This window comes from Alteromonas sp. ABM1_013 (assembly GCF_056160505.1).
On the sequence record NZ_JBSWXH010000001.1, the window covers coordinates 712,746 to 735,145 of the forward strand.

The 22,400-nt window shown below is 43.3% G+C and carries 20 protein-coding genes; 19 read left to right on the forward strand and 1 reads right to left on the reverse strand.

Features of this window, described 5'->3' with window-relative positions; translation table 11 throughout:
• From flgB to flgL, 11 genes are all read left to right on the forward strand, one after another.
• Complete coding sequence (gene flgB / locus ACXAGK_RS02965; protein WP_474808281.1) at nt 1-435, forward strand: flagellar basal body rod protein FlgB; 435 nt, start codon at nt 1-3, stop codon at nt 433-435.
• Between the two features lie 2 nt (nt 436-437).
• Entirely contained in the window at nt 438-860 is a 423-nt protein-coding gene (gene flgC / locus ACXAGK_RS02970) for a flagellar basal body rod protein FlgC (RefSeq protein WP_118490030.1), read from the forward strand.
• 31 nt (nt 861-891) lie between these two features.
• Nucleotides 892-1,578: a flagellar hook assembly protein FlgD gene (locus ACXAGK_RS02975; protein ID WP_474853989.1), complete on the forward strand. Its 687-nt coding sequence runs from the start codon at nt 892-894 to the stop codon at nt 1,576-1,578.
• 14 nt (nt 1,579-1,592) lie between these two features.
• Nucleotides 1,593-2,978 carry a flagellar hook protein FlgE gene (gene flgE, locus ACXAGK_RS02980; protein ID WP_474853991.1) on the forward strand — a complete coding sequence of 462 codons (1,386 nt, stop codon included), beginning with the start codon at nt 1,593-1,595 and terminating at the stop codon, nt 2,976-2,978.
• A gap of 225 nt (nt 2,979-3,203) precedes the next feature.
• Complete coding sequence (locus tag ACXAGK_RS02985; RefSeq protein ID WP_474853993.1) at nt 3,204-3,947, forward strand: flagellar basal body rod protein FlgF; 744 nt, start codon at nt 3,204-3,206, stop codon at nt 3,945-3,947.
• A gap of 46 nt (nt 3,948-3,993) precedes the next feature.
• Nucleotides 3,994-4,782, forward strand: a complete 789-nt coding sequence (flgG, locus tag ACXAGK_RS02990) for a flagellar basal-body rod protein FlgG (protein ID WP_039223165.1) — start codon at nt 3,994-3,996, stop codon at nt 4,780-4,782.
• 11 nt (nt 4,783-4,793) lie between these two features.
• A complete protein-coding gene (gene flgH / locus ACXAGK_RS02995; protein ID WP_474808273.1) occupies nt 4,794-5,474 on the forward strand; it encodes a flagellar basal body L-ring protein FlgH in 681 nt (226 codons plus the stop codon).
• A 20-nt stretch (nt 5,475-5,494) separates the two neighbouring features.
• Complete coding sequence (locus tag ACXAGK_RS03000; RefSeq protein ID WP_474808271.1) at nt 5,495-6,607, forward strand: flagellar basal body P-ring protein FlgI; 1,113 nt, start codon at nt 5,495-5,497, stop codon at nt 6,605-6,607.
• Between the two features lie 60 nt (nt 6,608-6,667).
• Entirely contained in the window at nt 6,668-7,618 is a 951-nt protein-coding gene (gene flgJ / locus ACXAGK_RS03005; protein WP_474808269.1) for a flagellar assembly peptidoglycan hydrolase FlgJ, read from the forward strand.
• A gap of 40 nt (nt 7,619-7,658) precedes the next feature.
• A complete protein-coding gene (gene flgK, locus ACXAGK_RS03010) occupies nt 7,659-9,701 on the forward strand; it encodes a flagellar hook-associated protein FlgK (protein WP_474853997.1) in 2,043 nt (680 codons plus the stop codon).
• 7 nt (nt 9,702-9,708) lie between these two features.
• Nucleotides 9,709-10,932, forward strand: a complete 1,224-nt coding sequence (gene flgL / locus ACXAGK_RS03015) for a flagellar hook-associated protein FlgL (RefSeq protein WP_474853999.1) — start codon at nt 9,709-9,711, stop codon at nt 10,930-10,932.
• A 14-nt stretch (nt 10,933-10,946) separates the two neighbouring features.
• Here flgL and ACXAGK_RS03020 read toward each other — a convergent pair whose 3' ends face one another.
• A complete protein-coding gene (locus ACXAGK_RS03020) occupies nt 10,947-11,915 on the reverse strand; it encodes a hypothetical protein (RefSeq protein WP_474854000.1) in 969 nt (322 codons plus the stop codon).
• Between the two features lie 239 nt (nt 11,916-12,154).
• Between ACXAGK_RS03020 and ACXAGK_RS03025 the strand changes: the two genes are divergently transcribed.
• The 8 genes from ACXAGK_RS03025 (at nt 12,155) to ACXAGK_RS03060 (ending at nt 22,354) form a co-directional block, all read left to right on the forward strand.
• Nucleotides 12,155-13,006, forward strand: a complete 852-nt coding sequence (locus ACXAGK_RS03025) for a flagellin N-terminal helical domain-containing protein (protein ID WP_474854002.1) — start codon at nt 12,155-12,157, stop codon at nt 13,004-13,006.
• A gap of 775 nt (nt 13,007-13,781) precedes the next feature.
• The gene (locus ACXAGK_RS03030) at nt 13,782-14,627 is read left to right on the forward strand and encodes a flagellin N-terminal helical domain-containing protein (protein WP_071950965.1); all 846 of its coding nucleotides are present in this window, start codon (nt 13,782-13,784) and stop codon (nt 14,625-14,627) included.
• Between the two features lie 710 nt (nt 14,628-15,337).
• Entirely contained in the window at nt 15,338-16,177 is an 840-nt protein-coding gene (locus ACXAGK_RS03035; RefSeq protein WP_474808262.1) for a flagellin N-terminal helical domain-containing protein, read from the forward strand.
• Nucleotides 16,178-16,275: 98 nt separating this feature from the next.
• Nucleotides 16,276-16,761 (forward strand): flagellar protein FlaG, encoded by a 486-nt coding sequence (locus ACXAGK_RS03040; protein WP_474854004.1) that lies wholly within the window; start codon nt 16,276-16,278, stop codon nt 16,759-16,761.
• Nucleotides 16,762-16,772: 11 nt separating this feature from the next.
• Nucleotides 16,773-18,203 (forward strand): flagellar filament capping protein FliD, encoded by a 1,431-nt coding sequence (fliD, locus tag ACXAGK_RS03045; protein WP_474854006.1) that lies wholly within the window; start codon nt 16,773-16,775, stop codon nt 18,201-18,203.
• Nucleotides 18,204-18,225: 22 nt separating this feature from the next.
• Nucleotides 18,226-18,654, forward strand: a complete 429-nt coding sequence (gene fliS, locus ACXAGK_RS03050) for a flagellar export chaperone FliS (RefSeq protein ID WP_474808258.1) — start codon at nt 18,226-18,228, stop codon at nt 18,652-18,654.
• Nucleotides 18,651-18,965, forward strand: a complete 315-nt coding sequence (locus ACXAGK_RS03055; protein ID WP_474854008.1) for a hypothetical protein — start codon at nt 18,651-18,653, stop codon at nt 18,963-18,965. Before fliS ends, ACXAGK_RS03055 begins: the two co-directional genes overlap by 4 nt.
• A 2-nt stretch (nt 18,966-18,967) precedes the next feature.
• Nucleotides 18,968-22,354 carry a motility associated factor glycosyltransferase family protein gene (locus ACXAGK_RS03060; RefSeq protein WP_474854010.1) on the forward strand — a complete coding sequence of 1,129 codons (3,387 nt, stop codon included), beginning with the start codon at nt 18,968-18,970 and terminating at the stop codon, nt 22,352-22,354.
• Nucleotides 22,355-22,400 lie beyond the last annotated feature (46 nt).

The following is a 22,400-nucleotide window of genomic DNA, read 5'->3' on the forward strand; positions in this document are numbered from 1 at the left end:
ATGGCTATTAACCTAGATAAGCTGGTGGGCTTTCACGAGTCAGCACTGAAGATACGCACAGAGCGTATGGAGGTTATTTCGGGGAATCTAGCTAACGCCAATACCCCTGGTTACAAAGCCAGAGATATTGATTTTAACAAAGCCATGCAGTCAGCAATGAGCGAAGCATCTAGTGGAACCAAACAACATGCTTCTTCCGGATTGGTCCGGACAAATGAACGCCACCTAGGCGGCAACTCTTCGTCTGTTGCGGCAAATTTTGACATGCAGTACCGCGTACCCACCCAACCGGATACCGGCGACGGTAATACGGTAGAAGTCCAAGCGGAAAGAAACCGATTTTTAGACAATGGATTGCGCTACCAAGCAAGCCTTGAATTTTTGAATGGAAAAATTAAAGGCATGAAAAAAGCACTTAGCTCAGGAGGTCAATAGTCATGAGTTTATTTAACGTAATGCAAATTTCGAGTACGGGTATGGAGGCGGAAAATGTCCGTCTTAATACAACGGCGAGTAATATTGCTAATGCAAACTCGGTAAGCAGCAGCTATGACGAAACCTATCGAGCTCGCCACCCGGTTTTTGCCACGGCGCTACAAGACGCTATGCGAGATCAGTCGAAGGGCGCAGGTGTTCAAGTTAAAGGCATAGTGGAAAGTGATGCACCACTCCAGGTGGAATACGCGCCTAATAACCCAATGGCAGACGAAGAGGGCTATATCTACAAACCTAACGTCAACATTGTGGAAGAAATGGCGAATATGATGTCAGCGTCTAAAGCGTATGAAACAAACGTACAGGTAGCGGATACCACCAAACGAATCTTCCGCCGCGTACTTCAGTTAGGTCAAGGGCAGTAATTTGCCGCTTGAATAATGTGAGGATTAATCAGTGAACACCATAAATAACACCGGCTTAAATACGGACCTGTACTGGCAGGAAGAAACTGTAAAAGTTGCCGATGGTACCGAGCAGCAGCTAACCCAAGAAGATTTCTTTTCGATGTTGACGGAACAGCTTGCCAATCAGGATCCTACGGCACCGGTTGATAACGATCAGATGGTGGCCCAGATGACGTCATTTACGATGGCTGACGGCATCTCCCAGCTTAACGAGAAATTCGAATCGTTTGCGGCTTCAATGACATCTAATCAAGCACTGCAGGCATCGAGTCTCATCGGACAGAACGTGCTAGTTCAAGGTAATGTCGGTTACATGGCGAACGAAGGGGAAGGGCTCTCAGGCGTTATTGTAAACGAGCAAACGGTTCAAAACATGACGATAAACATTGAGAACCAGTTTGGAGAAGTAATCAAAGCCATTGATGCAGGAACACAAAGTGCCGGCAACATTGAGTTTGAATGGGATGGCAAAGATAAACATGGCAACCAAATGGAACCTGGTGAATATGTTATCAGTGCCACTGGCGAACTAAACGGTGAAGGTGTTCAGCTGAATACTGCCGTCAATCGTCACGTTGGAAGTGTCAGCTTGGCCGGCAGTGGTCAGGGCGTAATTTTGAATTTGGATGGTGATGTCAGTATCAATCTTGATGACGTCATCCAAATCGGCAGTTAGTAGGAGAATCAATAATGTCTTTTAATATTGCACTGAGTGGCGTATCGGCCGCACAAAAAGATTTGGATGTAACCGCCAACAACATCGCAAACGTTAATACGGTTGGCTTTAAAGAATCACGAGCTGAATTTGGCGACGTTTATGCGGCATCACTGCTGTCAGGTGGTAAAACCAAAGTGGGTGACGGTGTTCTTACTCAAGAAGTTGCACAGCAATTTTCCCAAGGTAGCCTTCAGTTTACCAATACATCGCTTGACCTTGCGATTACGGGTAACGGCTTCTTTGCTACCGTACCTGAAATTACTTCTCGTGATTTCTCATTCACTCGTGCTGGGCAGTTTAAGTTAGATAGTGATAACTTTGTGGTAAACAGTAACGGCGACAACCTTCTGGGCTTCCCAGTAAACTCTGACGGTACAAGCGCATCAGTTGCACTAAGTACGACTGAACCAGTGCGAATTCCAGATTCATCAGGTTCACCTGCGCAAACCACAGAAGTTGATATTCGTATGAACTTACCTGCAGGGGATGCTGCGTTAGATCCGCAAGATTTTGACCCGGAAGATCCACTTACCTACAACGCCGCAACATCGGTGACGGTATATGATTCTTTAGGTGATAGTCACGTAATGACGTATTACTTCATTAAAGACAACACGGTAGGGGTTGATAACGAGTGGTACGTTGCGACTGCAATAGACGATACCCTCGTCGATATGACCGATTCGACAGGCGCTGATACTGACCCAACTACCGCCGTCAATTCAGTTGGCGGTAACACGGGTAACGCCGTAACAGCATCTAAACTTATTTTCTCTCAGGGCGGTGATTTCTCTGGGATGGAAACACCAGATGGCTTACCTACGCTAGACTTTAAAATGCAAACTGAAGCACTAGGTGCGGGTATTCTTGCAAATGGTTCGGATCCTACGCAACAGATAAGCATTGATTTCAATCTAGATGTGAATAACGCTACGCCTAATGAGCCAACTCAGTTTGCTTCAGCGTTTGAAGTAACGTCATTAGAACAAGACGGTTTGCCAGTTGGTCGACTGACGGGTATCGATATCGGCCCTGACGGTTTGGTTCGCGCTACCTTCTCTAACGGAACCTCTGAGCCTATTGTTCGTGTTGCGCTAGTTCGTTTCTCTAATGAGCAGGGCCTAACGCAAGAAAGTAGCACGCAGTGGAAAGAAAGTATTCTTTCCGGTGAGGCGCTAGCGGGTGAAGCAACCACCGGTACTTTCGGTGAAATTAATTCATCGGCCCTTGAACAAGCCAACGTTAACCTGACAACCGAGCTTATTGACATGATCATTGCTCAGCGTAACTTCCAGGCTAACTCAAGAGCGCTCGAAGTTAATAACTCACTGAACCAGACTATTCTGAATATACGATAGTTAAGGTAAAGCGCCGTTTATTAGAATATAAAAGCGGCAATACGTTGGCGTGTAAGCCCGCCATTATTGCCGATATATACAAGAGCCGCATAACAGCGGCTCTTTTATTTTCCTTTAAATATCAATTTAATACCTTTCATATTTTCTACCTGAGTTAAAAATCCACAGATTGGCATCGCCTTTGCAAAATCTTGTTTAAGGTTTAATCAGAGTCAAAAGTCAGTCATGGACAAACTTCTCTATATTTCAGCGAGTGGCGCATCCCAAGACCTATTAGGTACGGGGATTAGAGCCAATAACTTAGCCAACGCGCAGACAACCGGGTTTAGAGCTCAATTAGAGCAAGCGAGATCGATGCCGGCTTACGGTGAAGGTTTGCCAACCCGCGTGTTTTCTATGACTGAAAGCCCGTCTAACAATTATGAGTCGGGTCCAATGATTAAAACGGACCGAGATTTAGATGTGGCCATTCAAGGGGATGGTTGGTTTGCGGTACAAGATCAAAATGGTCAAGAAGCTTATTCCCGTGATGGCAACTTCAAACTAGGCGATGACGGAATTTTGACAGACATTCACGACCGTGTGGTGCTAGGTGACAACGGGCCGATTTTTCTTCCAGTACCTTTGGACAACCTTAACATTGCCGCTGATGGCACCTTGTCCATGAGACAGCTAGGAGCCCCAGCCAATGTTATCGAGGAAGTAGGACGTCTCAAGCTAGTTTCTCCAAACTATGCGGATATGGAGCGCGGCACCGATGGCTTATTTAGAATGGAAGATGGCTCAATAGCGCAAGCCAATGCTAACGTCAAAGTAATGTCTGGCATGCTTGAAGGTTCTAACGTAAATGCCGTTGAAGAGATGGTAGACATGATAAGTCTTCAACGTCATTACGAATTACAAGTCAAAATGATGAAGCAAGCGGAAGAGCTTGATACTCGCGGTAACCAGTTACTGCGCATCCTGTAAAAGAATTTTTATCATCGTTGTCCAATAGGCAACGTCGGAGGTTAACATGCATCCAGCACTGTGGATAAGTAAAACCGGACTAGACGCCGCACAAACCGATGTGGCGGTTGTGTCTAACAACCTTGCAAACGCATCAACCGTAGGGTTCAAAAAAGATCGCGCAGTTTTTGAAGATTTGCTCTATCAAAACATCAATCAACCTGGCGGTCGTTCTTCTGCTGATACAGAGTTGCCTTCTGGACTAATGCTTGGTTCAGGTTCAAAAGTGGTCGCTACGCAAAAAGCACATACGCAGGGCAACTTGCTAACCACTGAAAATGCGTTGGATATGTCAATTCAAGGTCGTGGTTATTTTGAAATTTTGCAACCCGACGGAACAATCGCTTATTCGCGAAATGGTCAATTTTCCTTAAACGACCAAGGGCAAATTGTTACCTCTGGCGCTGGTTTCTTGCTTCAGCCTGAAATTGCAGTTCCTGAAGATGCACAGCAAATTACTATTTCTCAAGATGGTGAAATCAGCGTGAGCATCCGCGGTCAAGCTGAACCTCAGGTATTGGGGCAGTTAAATATTTCTGATTTTGTGAATCCGACGGGGCTTCAGCCTACCGGACAAAACCTTTATGTAGAGACAGCGTCAAGCGGCGCGCCTATTCAGGGGATCCCTGGCTTACAAGGTTTGGGTTATATCTCTCAAGGCACGTTAGAGACATCTAACGTGAACGTGACCGAAGAACTAGTAAACCTGATCGAAAGCCAGCGTTTGTATGAGATGAACTCAAAAGTTATCTCGTCAGTTGACCAAATGCTTGGTCAGGTTATTCAGCAACTTTAGTAGGTAGCGTCATGCGTATTTTAGGTTTATCTGTTGCATTACTTTTACTTGGCGGTTGCGCCAGTACAAACGAGCCTCCTGTTCAGGCAAATGATCCCTCGTTTGCGCCAGTAGTGCCAGATTACCCGCGTGAGACAGTGGTAGAAGACGGCTCGCTATTCCGCTCCCACATGGCTAACAGTTTGTATTCGGATGTTACCGCGAGAAGAGTAGGCGACATTATTACTGTCACCCTTAACGAGAGTACTTCCGCGAGTAAATCTGCAGATACTTCTACTGCCAAAGATACCAATGTAAATCTAGATACGATAACGGGGCTTGGCGGCCAAGCGGTAAATATTGGCGGTCAATCTATCCAATTAGGAATTGGCTCGTCACGCGATTTTACCGGTGATGCAGCAGCAAACCAAAGCAACAGCTTAGACGGTGCTATTTCAGTTACGGTGGTGGATGTGCTGCCAAACAGTAACTTAGTTATTCGCGGTGAGAAGTGGCTAACGCTGAATCATGGTGATGAGTATATTCGCCTTACTGGCATTATTCGCCCTGCAGATATCAGCCCGGAAAATGAAATTGTGTCTACGAAGGTAGCCAATGCTCGCATTCAATATTCAGGCACGGGTACTTTTGCAAGAGCACAGGAAAAGGGCTGGTTAACTAAGTTCTTTGATTCAACTTGGTGGCCTCTTTAGGCTTTGGTAGGAGAGTGGACATGCGTTTATTTTCAGTCGTATTAGCCGTATTTGCACTGCTTTTATCTTCGCAAGCAGCGGCGCAGCGTATTAAAGACTTAGCGAGCATACAGGGCGTGCGTAGCAACCAATTAGTGGGGTATGGTCTTGTCGTCGGTTTACCTGGTACTGGGGAGCAAAGCCCATTCACCGAGCAGAGTTTTAGAACTATGCTGAGTAACTTTGGTATTAGTTTAGATGCTAATACTAAACCCAAAATCAAAAATGTTGCGGCGGTGGCTGTTCATGCTGAATTGCCTGCGTTTGCAAAACCAGGTCAAACTATTGATATCACGGTTTCGTCAGTAGGCGAAGCATCAAGCCTTCAAGGTGGAACACTTCTTCAAACGTTTCTTCGTGGTGTAGATGGCAAAGTCTATGCGGTAGCACAAGGAAGCTTAGTGGTTAGTGGATTTGGTGCGCAGGGTGGAGACGGTTCTCGTATTGTTGTGAATACACCTACGGTTGGCAGGATTCCGAACGGCGCCATGGTTGAACAATCGGTTCCTAGCGGGTTTGCCAATGGCGATACCCTAACCCTCAACCTTCATTATCCAGACTTTTCAACGGCAAAAGCGCTAGCTGACACTATTAACGAGCGCTTAGGCGCACAACCTGAAAATGGCTACATCATTGCAAAGCCTATTGATGCCGCATCTGTACGGGTTACAGCCCCGCGGGATGTAGGTCAGCGTGTAGGCTTTTTGGCAACGCTGGAGAACTTTGAATTTACACCAGCTGATGCGCCAGCGCGCGTAGTGATAAACAGCCGAACAGGCACCATTGTGATTGGTAGTGACGTTCGCTTATTACCAGCAGCAATTACCCATGGCGGCTTAACGGTGACTATTTCTGAGAATCAACAGGTGACGCAGCCTAATGCATTTGCAGATGGCCAAACTGCCATAACCACCCAATCTATTGTTGATGTGGACTTGGCTGATAGCAGAATGTTTAAGTTTGAGCCTGGCGTTACCCTCGATCAGTTAGTGCGTGCAGTTAACGAAGTAGGCGCGGCACCGGGCGACTTGATGGCAATTTTAGAGGCACTGCGTCAAGCGGGGGCTTTACGCGGTGAACTTGTAATTATCTAAAGCGAACAGTTTTTAACAGCATCTGGTGGGAATAAAACGGGTTACAACGGAATAAATACGATGGAATCACTTAGCACAAAAAATCAGCTTGATATGGCGCGCAATGTCCATGATATGGGCAGTATTAACAAAATGCGCGAAGCCATTGCGTCAGGCGATGAGACGGTATTGCAAGAAGCTGCCCAGCAGTTTGAAGCGATATTTGTGCAAATGATGTTGAAATCTATGCGTAAAGCGCAAGATGCGCTTGCCGATGAGAATAGCCCGTTCAATTCTCAACAAGTGAAGTTTTACCGCGATATGCACGACCAGCAGCTGGCTACAGATTTAACATCAGGCGGGGGCCTGGGTTTAGCTGATGTAATTGTGAAACAGCTGGGTCAGACCGAAGATAGCTATACGCCAGCGAGTGTCATAAGAAGTGACGGTGATATTTCATCGCTAAATAGGAATCGTGAATACAAGGTTGCTGAGGCACAAGACATAGCGCTTTCCTCTAACTCGATAAAAAGCCAGTCGGCACAAAAAGACGCCATGTTCGAAAGCCCAGAACAGTTTGTTGAGAGCCTTATGCCTATTGCCGAGAAAGTGGCGGAGAAATACGGCATGGATCCAAAAGCAATCATTTCCCAGGCTGCTGTAGAAACAGGCTGGGGAAAATTTGTTATTCACAAATCCGATGGCACTAGTTCGCATAATCTGTTTGGCATAAAGGCCAATAAAGGTTGGCAAGGCGAGCAAGCTGTGGTGGATACATTAGAATTTAACAATGGGCTGCCTCAAAAACAAAAAGCAGCGTTTAGGTCTTACTCATCGGTAGAAGATGCGATGGAAGATTACGGACGTTTTATTACCACACAGCCTCGCTATAGCCATGCTGTGGAAAATGCTTCTGATGCTACGCGCTATACAAGTGCGCTTCAAGAAGCGGGCTACGCTACCGACCCTGACTACGCGAGCAAAATAATGGCCGTGTATAACAGCGAACGTCTTAGTTCGTTGATGCCATAGTTTAAAGCCATAGTTAGGGGTTATAGGTGAGGAGAATACAGTGAGTTCTGTTGATTTATATTCATTAGCTACAAGCGGCGTAAACGCTAGTAGTAAGCTGTTGCAAACGACAAGTAACAATATCGCCAACGTCAACACGCCTGGCTATGTTCGCGAACGCACCGAGCTTCAAAATAGCCAAGTATTTGGTGTTGAGATTGGCAATACTGAACGTATTATCAACGTATTTGCTCAAAATCAGCTACGCCGCGATATCACCGCAGTAGGTGAACTCGAAGCTTTTTCTAATAAAACTACAGCAATTGATAACCTACTAGCCAGTGAAGCGAACTCAATTTCTCAAGGCCTGAGTGAATACTTTTCAGCCCTACAAACCGCCGCTGATGATCCAACAAACCTAGCATCTCGTGAACAGGTACTAAGCAAATCTGAATCCCTCTATAACCGCATGAGAACCTTGTCGGATTACATGCTGGAAAAAGAAGAAGAGCTCAATTTAGAGGTCACTTCAATGGTAAATAGAGCCAATACGCTAATTGGAAATATTGGCGATCTGAATCGCAATATCGTTATTGCAAATGGCAATAATACGAGCGATCAGCCAACCGCTTTACTTAATGAGCGAGATCAGGCCATAGACGAACTTGCCTCAATTATGGGGATTACGGTTAAAGAGAGCACTACACAAAATGGCGCCGTTACTATTAACCTAACATCGGGCGAGTCGCTTGTTCTTGAAAACGGTGCATTTAATCTTTTTGAGTTAAGTTCTAATGCAGACCTAACAACCAAAGAAATCAAGCTGGAAACAAATTTCGGCTCACAAACCAAAAACGATACGTCGATACGTGTAATAGAAGATGACTTAGGCGGGTCCTTAGGTGGCTTGTTCAAGTACCGTAATGAAGTGTTAGGGCCAACAATGCGTGATGTAGGTCAGCTCTCTGTCGCTTTTGCCGATGCAATGAATACGCAAAATAAACTGGGTATGGATTTAGATGGTCAAATTGGCGGTAACATTTCCGACATTCCTTCTTTTAGAGGGCTAGCCTATGAAGACACCAATGGCGACTACGTAGTTACAGCACAGATAACCGAAGGCAAAGGCGCTGAATTAACTGACGCCGATTATAAAATTGAAGTCACCGCCGTTGCTGCCGGTGTACCCAGTGAAATTGAAATTACGTTTTTAAACCCAGACGGCACGCCTAAAAAAGACGGTTCTGGCAATGACATTATTTTCTCTAACTTTGCAGTAACCTCCGGTTTTAATGAACTCCCTGGCGGCATTGAAATAGATTTTTCAGGAAGCGATCCCTACACCGTGGGTAACGAGTTTTTGATTCAGCCAACCAAAGATGTGGCTTCAAATATAAGCTTAGATACAAATCGCCCAGAAGATTTAGCTTTCGCCAACCCAGTACGAGCCGGGGCTGACAGTACAAACTTAGGCAGCGCTAACGTGATAGATGTAACTGTTTCAAATACGGAAGTGGGAACCTCTGCCTTTGATGGAGCGGGTGGCCTTTTAAATTCAGCGCCCGCTCAAATTAGCTTTACGGCTGCGGATACCTATGAAGTGTTAGATGGAAGCGGGACGGTTTTAGCTACTGTAACGGGTACAACGGATTTAACGAACCTTATCAGTCAAGCGGGAATAAGTCCTGATCCCGGTTTTGATCTAAGCTTAGACGGTGTGCCAAAAGCAGGCGATAGCTTTTCTATTAGCTATAATACAGATGGTTTCAACGATAACAGCAATGCGCTTAATTTAGCTGCTCTTCAAAATGAAAACAAAGTTCAGGTGAGTAGTGAAGCAACCAATACGCCAAGAACGTTTCAAGATGCCTATGCGTCTATGGTTGGGCGTATTGGTGAAGATGCATCAATGGCTAGCGTCTCATTGGCTTCGGCTGAAGCGATGAAAGTACAGTCTGAAAATTGGTTTGAGTCAGTGTCGGGCGTTAGCTTAGACGAAGAAGCTGCCAATTTGATAAAATACCAGCAGAGCTATGCAGCTGCAGCACGTATTTTGTCTACGGCCCAAGAATTATTTAATACCATTTTGCAATCAGCAAGGTAGGTGAGCTATGCGTATATCAACGAATCAAATCTATGATCAAAACATGCGCTCGATTATGCAAAATCAGGGCGACTTGGCGAAAACCCAAGAACAGCTAGCTTCAGGTAAACGCATAATCACGCCCAGCGATGACCCTGTCGGGGCAGCGAAAGTACTGCGCTTAACCGAAGAAATCGATGAGCTTACTCAGTTTCAACGCAATAATGATCTGGTAACCGGTTCGCTTGAGCAGCAAGAGGCAGTGCTGACAAACATTACCGATTCTATTAATCGTGCGCGAACACTTATTGTCCAGTCTGGTAATGGTATCTTGTCTGATCCTGATAAGCGCGCAATTGGCGCTGAATTAGAGCAAATTAAACTCGAGGTGTTTGACTTGATGAACACCCAAGATGCAGACGGCAATTACTTATATGCAGGTTACCAATCGGGTAATCAAGCATTCGAATATAACCCCGCTGCAACGGGAAATGCCATTACATTTGCAGGTGATCCGGGTGTGAGCTTTGTTCAGCTATCGAATAGTTCTAAGATTCAATCAACCAGTAACGGATATGAAGTTTTTGAAAACGTGCTATCGCGATTTAAGTTTTCAATTGATGGCACTACTGGAGCTACTGTAAATACAGCTGAGGTGAAGCAGCAAGGAACATTTGATACCTTTTTCGACAAGAATTACGACCCGGTCAATTCGGCAAATAATGATTACCGCATTAATTTTCTTGCTACAGGTCAAGCAGAGTTAGTTAACCAAGGAACCGGTGCCGTTGTCGATTCTGTTGCTTACAGTTCAGGGCAGCCTTTTACTATCAAAGGGATGGAGTTTGATGCTACAGCAGCGCCTGGTGATAGCATAGACTTGTCATTCGATGCGCCAGAAAAGAAAAGCATGGCGCAGTCAATTCACGAAATCCAAACCATTCTAATGGACTCTACTATTGATAATTCAGCGCTTCAGGAGTCAATTGCAGACGCGTTAGTTGGCTTAGATAATGGACTTGAAAAACTTTCCTTAGAGCGGGCTTCCATAGGTAGTCGCTTGAATATTGCTGAAAGTACGTACGAAAGTAATTTAGATATGGAAATAGCAGCGAAAGCACAGCGATCTTCCATTCAAGACGTGGACTACGCTGAAGCATCTACAGAGTTTGCAAAGCAAGAAACAGCTTTGAGTGCTGCATTAGCAACATTCCCTCAAGTAAGTAACTTATCGCTATTTAATTATATCTAGAGGCGTTAATCGGTTTATGCATCAACGCCTGTTAGATGCGCCATGTACACTCTCGCTTCATTGTCGATATGGCAAGAGTAGTAGGAGACATACAGATTGTCGTTTTCTACTATTAGCCCAGGATAACTCGTATCCCCACCACTCGGTAGTGTATGTAGTTCTTTGAGTTCCTTTGACTCTTTGTTAAATAACCATATTTTGGTGGAAAACTTGCGAGTCACCCAGTCGACATGTCTTCCAGCGACAATAAACATGTTAGCGCCAAGTGCTACAGCCGCTGGTCCACCGATATATATCCCTAAATCATGCCATGTCCATTTAGTGTAAGGTGCTTTAGACGTTCCAAACTGCGCGCTAAATGAATCGGCATCTCGTCTTAAAAATACAGAGGCATTACCTTCATTATCAAACAAAATGGTGCTTTCGTTGGGATAGCCTTTGCCTTGCTTGTTCAGGTTGAAAACATCATCTTTATGCAGTTGCATTGTACGTGTAGGATCGCCTTTGTAGAGCGACAACTTATTGGATGGTCGATTATAAGCAAATCCATAGGCTTCATTACCCAACCAATTATGATTCCAAAGCCACCAACCGCTTTTGCCGTAATTATTACTTCCAGACCAAGAGAGGCCCGTGGTGGAAAAATAGGTCCGCATTTTAGACACCATTTTTCCATTATCTAAATAGGTCTTCGCGTAGGTACTTAGTATTAGCCGTTTGCCATCAAATGAAAACTTTGGATCTCTAAGATCAGCATTGTGTTCTTGTATACGAATTCTTGCTAAAACTTGGAAAGTTTTCTTATCGACAGTTAGCACCACCAGCAAACCGTCTGCGCTAATATGATTAGTCGCTTGGCGATAGCAACACAGTAACGTTTTTCTACTTTTGTCGAAGGGATTTTCTATAAGGTCGGTAAAGGCACTATGCGCAGCAGGCTTAGAGATACGTTTTAAATCGAATAATTTCATTTTTTTTTGCACTCTAAATCTCCCTTAAAAATCCGCCACTTATAAATGAACTTTATTCAGTGTAGCGGCAATATCTTACCGCTTATCGGCAAAAAACGTAATTTTTTCTAAAGGGAATTTACATCTTGTCGATACAGTTTCTGAGAGAGCCAGTTCATCAATTACCCCTCAGGTCTTGATGACTACTAAAACAAAACGTCGGCAATGCCGACAGCCAGCGCACGCTGGACTGAGAGTGTAGGAGAGACTTTATGTCTATGTTCGTTAATACCAATGTATCCTCATTGAATGCCCAGCGTCAGCTTTTTGATGTTAGTAATTCTTTGAGTACGTCTTTTGAGCGCCTTTCTTCAGGCTTCCGTATCAACAGCGCTGCTGATGATGCCGCAGGTCTACAGATTACCGACCGAATGACTTCACAAGTCCAAGGACTTAACCAAGCTGTACGTAACGCAAACGATGCGATTTCACTGTCGCAAACTGCTGAAGGTGCGCTTTCTGAAACTACAACTGCGTTACAGCGTATTCGTACGCTAGCGGTACAATCACAAAACGGTATCAACAGCTCTGCTGACCGTGTTGCTCTGCAGAAAGAAGTATCTGCATTACGTACTGAAATCTCACGTATATCCACGACTACTCAGTTTGCAGGCGTAAACATCCTTTCGGGTGATTTCTCTGCTAAATTCCTTGTAGGTGCAAACGCAGGGCAGACGATTTCTGTAAACCTTTCAAGTCAAGCTCTTGGACGAGCCAATGTAGATGGCTTCAGTGCAACTGGTTTAGGGATCACGGGAGCAGGGAATGACGTATTAACTAGTGAGAATGCTTCTTCAATGATGGCGTCTATCGACAACGCTATCTCAGCGATCGGTGGTCTTCGTGCTGATTTGGGTGCTCTTCAAAACCGTTTCCAGTCTACGATACGTAACCTAAGTAACATCTCAGAAAATGTATCTGCTGCACGTTCACAGATTAAAGATACAGATTTCGCCACAGAAACTGCAAACTTAACGCGTAACCAGATTATCCAGCAGGCAAGTACTACGGTATTGTCGCAAGCGAATCAGCGCCCCCAGGCAGCTCTTTCTCTTCTAGGTTAAAAAAGCGAGAATGGAGCCAGGAGGTAGTGCTCTAGTTCAACTTAATTTACTAAAAGCCGACACAATTGTCGGCTTTTTTTTGCCTATCATCATCAGCACAGTGTCTTCCTACTTTTTAGAGGAATTTTCACTTAACGACAGCTTTTATTTTACTAAATTCTTCAAAACCCTTCCAAGTATAGAAACGCTTAGTAACACGCCCCCAGTAATTGAAGAATCCCTCTATCTCATTGAATTGGTTATCTTTTTGTAAAGTTAATAAAACGAACTAAAAATTTTATAAAAAAAGCTAAAGGAAATTTCCCTATGTGACGATAACTATTACAAAGGGGAGGTAAAGTTGTTAATTATCCTCCATCCCTTAAAAAACTTAGTTAACTCAGGTTGTATAAGGGTGAATTTTCTAGATGATTTTATATTGTTTGTTTTTAAAGTGATTAAAATCAATATTTTATCGGTGTAAAAATTAATTTCAAAAATTTATAAAGTAAATTGATTTGAGTGGCGATAAATAGGAAGGTTTGCTAAGGGTGGAGCTGCTGACAGGCGAGAATGAAGCCAGGAGGTAGTGAGAGGTTTGAGGTCTGGAACATCAAACCCGCCAGCCAGCAAAGAGAAGTAACTTCTCTATATAGCAAGTTTCATCGGTTAGTGTGCCGACAAAACGTCAGATTACTCTGACACCTATACAAAGCACAGGTTATGCCAAAATTTTAAACTACCGCGCAGATAATAAAACCAATAGCGCAACACTCGAAACTGTTAGGAGAGACCCATGAGTCTATTTGTAAATACCAATGTGTCATCGTTAAACGCACAACGTCAATTGTTCACTACTGGCAACAACTTAAGCACTGCATTTGAGCGCTTATCATCTGGCTTCAGAATCAACAGCGCTGCTGATGATGCTGCAGGTCTTCAGATTACTGACCGTATGACTTCGCAAGTTCAGGGCTTAAACCAAGCTGTACGAAATGCAAATGACGGTATTTCGCTTGCTCAAACTGCTGAAGGTGCAATGGCGGAAACGACGACAGCACTTCAACGTATTCGCACGCTAGCGATTCAATCGCAAAACGGTATTAATAGCTCTGCAGACCGTTTAGCACTTCAAAAAGAAGTCTCTGCACTGCGTACAGAAATCTCGCGTATTTCTACAACAACGCAATTCGCTGGTGTGGATATTCTAACAGGTGACTTTTCGGCTAAGTTTTTGGTAGGCGCTAATGCCGGTCAAACAATTTCTGTAAACCTATCGAGTTCAGCACTAGCACGTGCCGGCATAAATGGTTTCAGTGCGACTGGCATGGGAATTTTGGATGATAATGTACTTACAGAGCAGGGCGCTTCTCGCCTTCTAACTGCGGTCGATACTGCAATATCTGCTGTCGGCGGTTTACGCGCTGACTTGGGTGCATTACAGAATCGTTTTCAATCTACCATCAGAAACTTAAGTAACATTTCAGAAAACGTTTCAGCGGCAAGATCTCGCATTAAAGATGCTGACTTTGCCACAGAAACGGCAGAGTTAAGCCGTAATCAGATTTTACAACAGGCAAGTACAACAATTTTAGCTCAGGCGAACCAGCGCCCCCAAGCAGCATTGTCTCTACTAGGCTAACGCGTTAAGCATGTTTTAGGCGTAAATTTGGGAAGGAGTTGAGAGGCCATCCCCTGAAGCAAGGAAAGCGGCCAATTAGGCCGCCCCTTAGAGAAAACGCCGACTAACAGAACTGAGAGTGTAGAAGTGTTGGTTGAGAGGCCAGTTTATCCTACTAAACCCTGCCAGCCGACAGAAACTGAATTTGCTCAATCTCCTAACATGAGCAAATTGGCCGAGATTTGAATGTCTCGGCCTTTTTTTATTTTTACCGAAACATCCCGCCAATTTCAAACTACGGTAGAGCAAAGCCGTTGGTTCGATATTCCTAAAGCATTTACAGTGCCAGCTTTTTCATTCTTGCAAATTTGATGGTTCTTTCCTCATATCCTGAATTGCACGTTCGAAATCTTAGTTAACGCTTACCGACATTATTTACAGTATCAATTATCGATATCTTTTAGCTATGTATCGAAAAATTAATAATTTTATTTAAACGCTCTATATGATTTTTTCTTTTTAAAACAATAAATTACTTTTTATTTTGAAAATTAGAGTAAAAAATACAAAAAAAAGCTAAAGAACCTAAAGACTTTGCCGATACCTATTGTTGAGGGGTAATTTACTTTACTTTTAAGAGAGGGGTTAGTTGGGAGTAGTGACCCGGCTAATTTGAACTGGAAGGATTTGATGATAGCAAATTTGCCATCGAATCCCTAGGAGGTAATCTAATGTCTTTATTTGTAAATACTAATGTGTCTTCGCTTAACGCGCAGCGTCAGCTTTTTGACGTAAGCGATCGCTTAAACACGTCGTTCGAAAGACTTTCATCGGGATTCCGTATTAATAGTGCTGCAGATGATGCTGCTGGCTTGCAGATCTCAGATCGTCTAACATCTCAGGTTCAAGGTTTGAACCAAGCCGTTCGTAACGCGAACGATGCTATTTCTTTATCTCAAACGGCTGAAGGTGCCCTAAGTGAGGTAACTACAAGCTTACAGCGTATTCGTACACTGGCAGTTCAATCGCAAAATGGTATTAACAGTTCAGCCGACCGTCAGGCGCTTCAAAAAGAAGTTTCTGCACTTCGTACAGAAATTTCACGTATCGCTACAGACACACAGTTTGGTAACGTGAACATCCTAGACGGTAACTTTTCTGCTAAATTCTTAGTTGGCGCAAACGCGGGCCAAACCATTTCAGTTAATTTGTCTTCAGGCAACCTTGGCTCTATCAGCGGCTTCAGTGCAACAGGCCTTGGAATTACAACTAACGACGTAACGACTGCAGCTGGCGCCTCGTCATTACTTAGTGATATTGATGGTGCTATCTCTGGAATTGGTGCTGTGAGAGCTGATTTGGGTGCGCTGCAAAATCGCTTTCAGTCTACTATTCGTAACCTAAGTAATATTAGTGAAAACCTGTCTTCCGCTCGTTCACAAATTCGTGATACTGATTTTGCGGCAGAAACTGCAGAACTTACCAGAAATCAGATTATTCAGCAGGCATCTGTTTCTGTTCTCAGTCAGGCAAACCAGCGTCCTCAAACAGCGCTGTCTTTGCTTGGATAAGCTATACTTTAATTAGTTACCTTAATTGAGATGTAACGGGTGTTTGCTATGTATGATAGGCAAGTACCCGTTTTGTCGTTTCAGGAAGGAGGTATTAGGTGGAAATTCAAAATACCCAAAGTGGCCAAGCTTTTGCATCTACAGCATCAGTAGTGCCTGTGCAGAGTGACGCGCCTCTGGTCTCTGATCAGAATTCCGAACAAGCGAGGCAAAAGAAGAGCGATGCAAATCAACGTGCCAACCAATCTGAGCAAGCTCTATCGGACCGTGAAACGTTAGATAGAAAAAATATTGCTCAAGCTCCTGACCTGCGGGTCGATAACAATGATGGAGAGAGGAACGGTGCTCAGCTAGATGATGCTGTCGCCAAAGTTGAATCATTCCTTAAAGTTCAGAATAGGGATTTAGCTTTTACTATAGACGATGAAACAAAACGCTCTGTAGTAACGGTGAAAGACTCACAGTCTGGTGATGTTATTAGGCAAATACCTTCAGAAGAAGTGTTAAAACTAGCCGAACGCATTCAAGAGCTGCAACAGGATGTTGGGAACAGTGTAGGGGTGTTTATCAACAACCAGGTTTAACGAGGTAAAGTATGACAATTCAGTCTCTAGGTGTAGGGTCAGGCCTTGCTCTTGACGATCTTGTACAACAACTTCTTACTGCAGAGCGTCAGCCCAAAGAAGAACGGTTAAATGCAAAAGAAGAACGTATAGAGGCTGAAATTTCTGGCCTCGGGCAGATTAAATCTAAGTTGTCTGACTTCAAAGATGCCGTTGATGAATTACGAAGTGATAACGGTATAAATGGTCGTGAGCCAACAATAACTAATCCTTCAGAAGATAATGACGTTCTGTCTGCAGATGCATCAAACTCAGCGCTTCGCGGCAGCTATGAAATAGTTGTTGAACAACTTGCGGCTGGAAGCAGGATTACGACAGATGCAGGTGCATTTACTTCAAGCAGCGACCCAGTACTGACGTCTGGGACGGGATCGCTTACGTTTAATGTTGGTGGAAGCGAGAGTTTCACTGTAGATGTGACCGCAGGTATGTCGCTAACAGCTTTACGTGAGAAGATTAACAGCGCAGATGATAACTTTGGCGTAACGGCTAACATTATTGATACGGGAACCGGCGCAGGTCCTCGCTTAGTATTTTCCTCAGATGAGACAGGCGATGGTAATGACCTTGTCATCACAAATGATACAGGCGCCGCGGAGTTAGATCGACTATCAACAACGGGTGGCACCAACAATATTAGCGCTGCAAATATAGAAAGTGCCCGTAATGCTATTGCCTACGTTGATGGAATCGAAGTTCAAAGCAGTTCTAATGAGTTTGAAAATACTATCCAAAACGTCTCGTTTGATGTTAATGAGGTTTCTCCGAAAGACGCGGCTGGGGAATTTCAAGCAACTAAACTAGACATCGGCTATGACAAAGAAGGTTTAGATAAAAAAATCCGTGACTTTGTCGATAACTATAATGCGCTTATTGATGAAATAGGTACGTTAACTAAATACGGCGAATCTGAGCTAGAAGATGACGGCGCACTGGCTGGTGACTCTTTATTACGAGGAATACAGAGCGGGTTGGCATCAATTGTTGGCGATAGCGTCAGCTCCTCTGCTCTTGGTGGGCTTTTCCAGATTGGTATCGAATTCGATGATGAAGGCAAGTTAGAAATTGGTTCGACTGATTTTGGTTTAGGATCAGGCGAAGATCGTCTAGAAGATGCACTAGAAGATAACTTCGATGAGATTGCCAAATTGTTTACTGATTCTGATGAAGGTATTGCTACTCGCTTATACGAGTTTTCAAAAGAATATACATCTTATAGTGGTTTAATCAGCTTGCGTGAGCGCTCTGTTAAAGATGAGCGAGAAGAGCTGTACGATGAGCGTGAAACACTCGAATTACGCATGCTTAACTATGAAGAGATTCTTCGGGATAAATATTTAAACCTCGACCAAACCGTTGCACAGTTAAACCAAACTGGTTCAGCGTTATTAGCGTCGTTGTAAATAAAGTAGAGTTGGAGTTGTTATGTCACTCAAAGGTATAAACGCCTATCGTAAAGGGAACTTAAAACAGGACGTTGCAAATGCAGATCCGCATAAACTTACCCTTATGCTTTTGCAGGGGGCGCTTGATAGAGTTGCTTACGCAAAAGGGGCGATGGAGCGCAAAGAGCTAGTGGCTAAAGCGGATTTCATTTCTAAAGCAAGCGCAATTATCATGCATTTGCGAGATACGCTTGATGTAGAGGTTGGTGGTGAAGTAGCTGAAAATATGTTTGCATTATACAACTACATGGTAGAACGTTTGAATGAGGCACATTTTAACAACGACTTGAATATGTTGGATGAAGTGTCTAGCCTATTAACACCAATACGCGATGCGTGGGTACAGATTCCTGAAGAAGCGAAACAGGAAGCGTATGAGGCCCAGCGTCAAAAACGACAAGCTGTTTGAAAAATTCAATATTAAACCATTGCGAAACTCCACCTTTTCTTCAGGCAGTTAACACAGAGTTAGCTGCTTGCCTGTCGTCGTCCAGGGAAGAGTTCTCCACAGAACGCTTTCGTTACCTCTCCCAGATACGCCATAAAGTTGTTGTTCGAGCGCTGCGTCGATTAGACGACGACTCAAAATCGAAATTTGCTAATAAAGAACTCGAAATAAATCAAAAGCTTGAAGAGCTGGCGCAAGGTTTGCTTGATAACGCTAAAAAAGAAGCGGTCAAATTTTCCAGAGGCCGCGCAGCCGTTAAGAAATATAAATAATTATGCTACAGCAGATACAGTTTCATGTTCATGAAGATGAACAGACCCAGCAGCAAATCGAACAATCAATGGCGTTAGAGATTAGAGAGAACTATCGTCTGAGTATGGGAGCGTTGGAACGCTTTATCCCTTCACTTGCTGAACTTGCAAAAAAAGCCGACGCTACTGTATCTACCTTGCTGTGCAACAAGTACGCCGAACTTAATATTGTTAACTATAACAGTGGGCAAGTGCTTTATGGGATGTATCCAAAAGCAGAGGTTCTTACTCATTTTCACAAGTACATGTCTGCACCACCAATCCTGGAAGTTAATGTCAGTGATAAAAGTTCATCTGAAGCTTTAGTGTGTTTCGGATTGGGGCTTGGATACCACTTAGAACACATTGTAAATGAAGGACTGTATAAGCATATTGTGGTATATGAACCTAATGTGGATTACTTCATCTGTGCTTTATCATCACTGAACTGGAAAAGCCTTTTACAAAAAGCGAAGGACAAAGGCATTGCGCTATATTTGCAGATTGGTAACGACGGTACCAGCTTCTCAAAGGATATGCAGGAGTTAACGGAAAAGCTGGCTATCAGTGGTCTTGTTTTTTTTAAGCACTTTCACACACCTACTTTCAATAAATTGGAACAATATGCTCTGTCGTCAACATGGAGCGCATTATATACTCTACACCGCACTAAAGTGACTGATGAGGCATTAAGTGCAAGTTATCTTCCCCTATGGACTCCACTAAAATCTCAATACGATTTTAATGATAAACTTTTAGATAACACGCTCAAAGACCGAAACCTAGATGCACTGCAGCATTACTTCCCTGATCTGTATAAAGAGTTTGTAAACTATTCACCTGTATACTGGTGGCCCTGTGCCAGCGCTTCTGGCGAGGTCAATGTGTATCACAAATCCACAGGGGGACTCTTTTCTGTTTCTACTAAAAATGACTCTAAACAAAGCTTGAATGCTTTCTCGAAAAAGCCCAACAAAGATGGGTTATTGTTGAGTTACACTGGCAAAAAACTGAAAGGTTTCTTGCATTATCAGTTGGTAGAGGCTTGTGAAAAAATCATGGAGGGATTGAATGAAGCTCAAAGTGAGCTACCTCACAAGATTAAATCTCTCATATTGTTTGGACTTAATAACGGATACGGTGTTTCTCAGTTAACTAAAGAGCATGACATAGAAATGCTCTTTGTATGTGAACCTAACAAAGATTTTTTCTATGCATCACTTTATGCGATCGACTGGGCAAGTGTTATAAGCGCATTTGATGATGGAAAAAAGCGCCTCTATCTCAATATAGGCGATGATGGATCAAATCTTACCAACGATCTCCTCGTTCAGTTTCAAACTGTCGGCCCGTATGTACTTGCGAATACATATTTCTATCAAAGCTGTGTGAACGACAAGCTGACAGAGGCTATTGCGCGTTTACGAGAACAGTTACTCGTAATCATTGCAATGGGCGATTATTTTGACAATGCTAAGTACGGCATCGCTCACACTAAGTGGGCACTTGAGCACCGAGTACCGTTTTTGTTATCAGATTGTAGACAAAGGCTAAGTGCAGAAGTTTTGGACTTACCTGTTTTTATTGTAGGTAACGGGCCCTCACTTGACGGCTTAATAACCGTCTTGTTGGAAGAACAAGATAATGCATTAATTATTTCATGTGGCACCGCACTTCAGTCTTTGCATAGTCATGGTATCAAACCAGACTTTCACGCAGAGATCGAGACTAACCGCTCAACCTATGATTGGCTCTCAAGAATTGATGATGATGCTTACTTAAAAGATATCACATTATTGAGCTGTAATGGGGTCCACCCTGACACAGCTTCACTGTTTGGTCATGTTCTACTCGCCTTTAAGCAAGGAGAGGCTTCCACAGTGTCATTTACAGAACTGGAACAAAAGCATCCCTTTGCTTTGTTAAGTTATGCTTATCCTACGGTAACTAATTTTGCATGTAATCTCATTGCAGAAATTGGCTTTACTCAAATGTATTTGTTTGGAACAGATATGGGTTTTGTTAGTGATACTTACCATCATTCGAAATCATCTGGTTATTACGATGGCAATGGAAATGAGTTGTACAATTACTCCGATAATCATTCAATGTCGCTTGTCATACCTGGAAATTTTAAACCTTGGGTAAAAACAAAGTACGAATTTAAAATTTCAAAAGAGGTTTTAGAACAAACTTTCGTGGGTTACGGAGGAGAAATTTATAATTTAAATAATGGTGCGAGAATTGCTGGTGCACAACCGCTAGAAAAAGAGCTGATACTGATAAAAAGCTCTGCTAATTCTAAAGCTTATGCGTTGACAGCTCTGTTAACACAGGCGTTTTCTATGGAATATAACGATAAATTTGCATCATTGTTTGAACGTCGATACAGCACTAACAGTTTATTAGAGGAACTTGAAGCACTGAAAAAGGTTTTAGAGTTGGAAATAGTTTCAGTTAAAGATATCGAGACTTTGGTTGCGGATCTACGAGAGTTCATTGTGTCTTCATACTTACGAAAAAAATCTCTCGCGTTCTATTACTTGAACGGCACATTCAACTATATAAACAGTATGTTTAGTAAATTGCTCAATGCCTCAGATGAGTCTCTTGTAACAGAAAATGGAAATTGTCTTTTGAGGCACTGGCAAAGCTTTATCAAAGATGTTGCTCTTGTCATAGAAAATGACCAATTTGGATTAGATAATATCTCTCCTTTTGTCGGGCTTAGACGGACAAAATTTTTCTCAGATATGAAAAAAGTGGAGCGTGTCAACGTAGTTCACATCAATAACGATGAAAGCGTGCAAACTAAGCTAACTGAGTTATTAGCATCTACAAATAGTCTTTCGCGTCAAATGCGAATAAATTGGCTAAAAAGCCCAAGTGACCAAGTTTTGGTTGCTGCTGATGTCTGCAATGTTTCTCGTGAATTTGTTGAAGCACACTTTTCCCGCCCCATCTCTGGGTTACTTGTTGTTTCTAAAGGAGACTATCGCATTAAAAGCCACCCCTCTCAAAGTAATATTGTTACGCTTACTAACACGGCGGTGAACGCATTACTTAGTGGTTTCACAAACGCAATTTTCCTACAAAAAGCGAGCGTACACCCACACATGAGTCTCGATTTTTTCGATGAAGCGGTAGAATTCTGTAAGCATCATGTTTGTTACTCAGGTCCAGATTTTGTTGTTTTACTCAACCGTCATCTAAGAGACGAGGAGCTTCTGCTGCAAACGGGTGACCGTCTGGCTTATCTTCCCTCCGTAAAAAAGGCCGACTTTCGTTATGAACTTATCTCTGAAGCTGAGCAGGCCCGAAGGATAAAACGAGTGAATGAAGCCTGCAGTAACTATAACGAGAAGTACTAAATACTTTCTATCGCTAGCCGATAACCGATATTATCAAGTTAGCTAT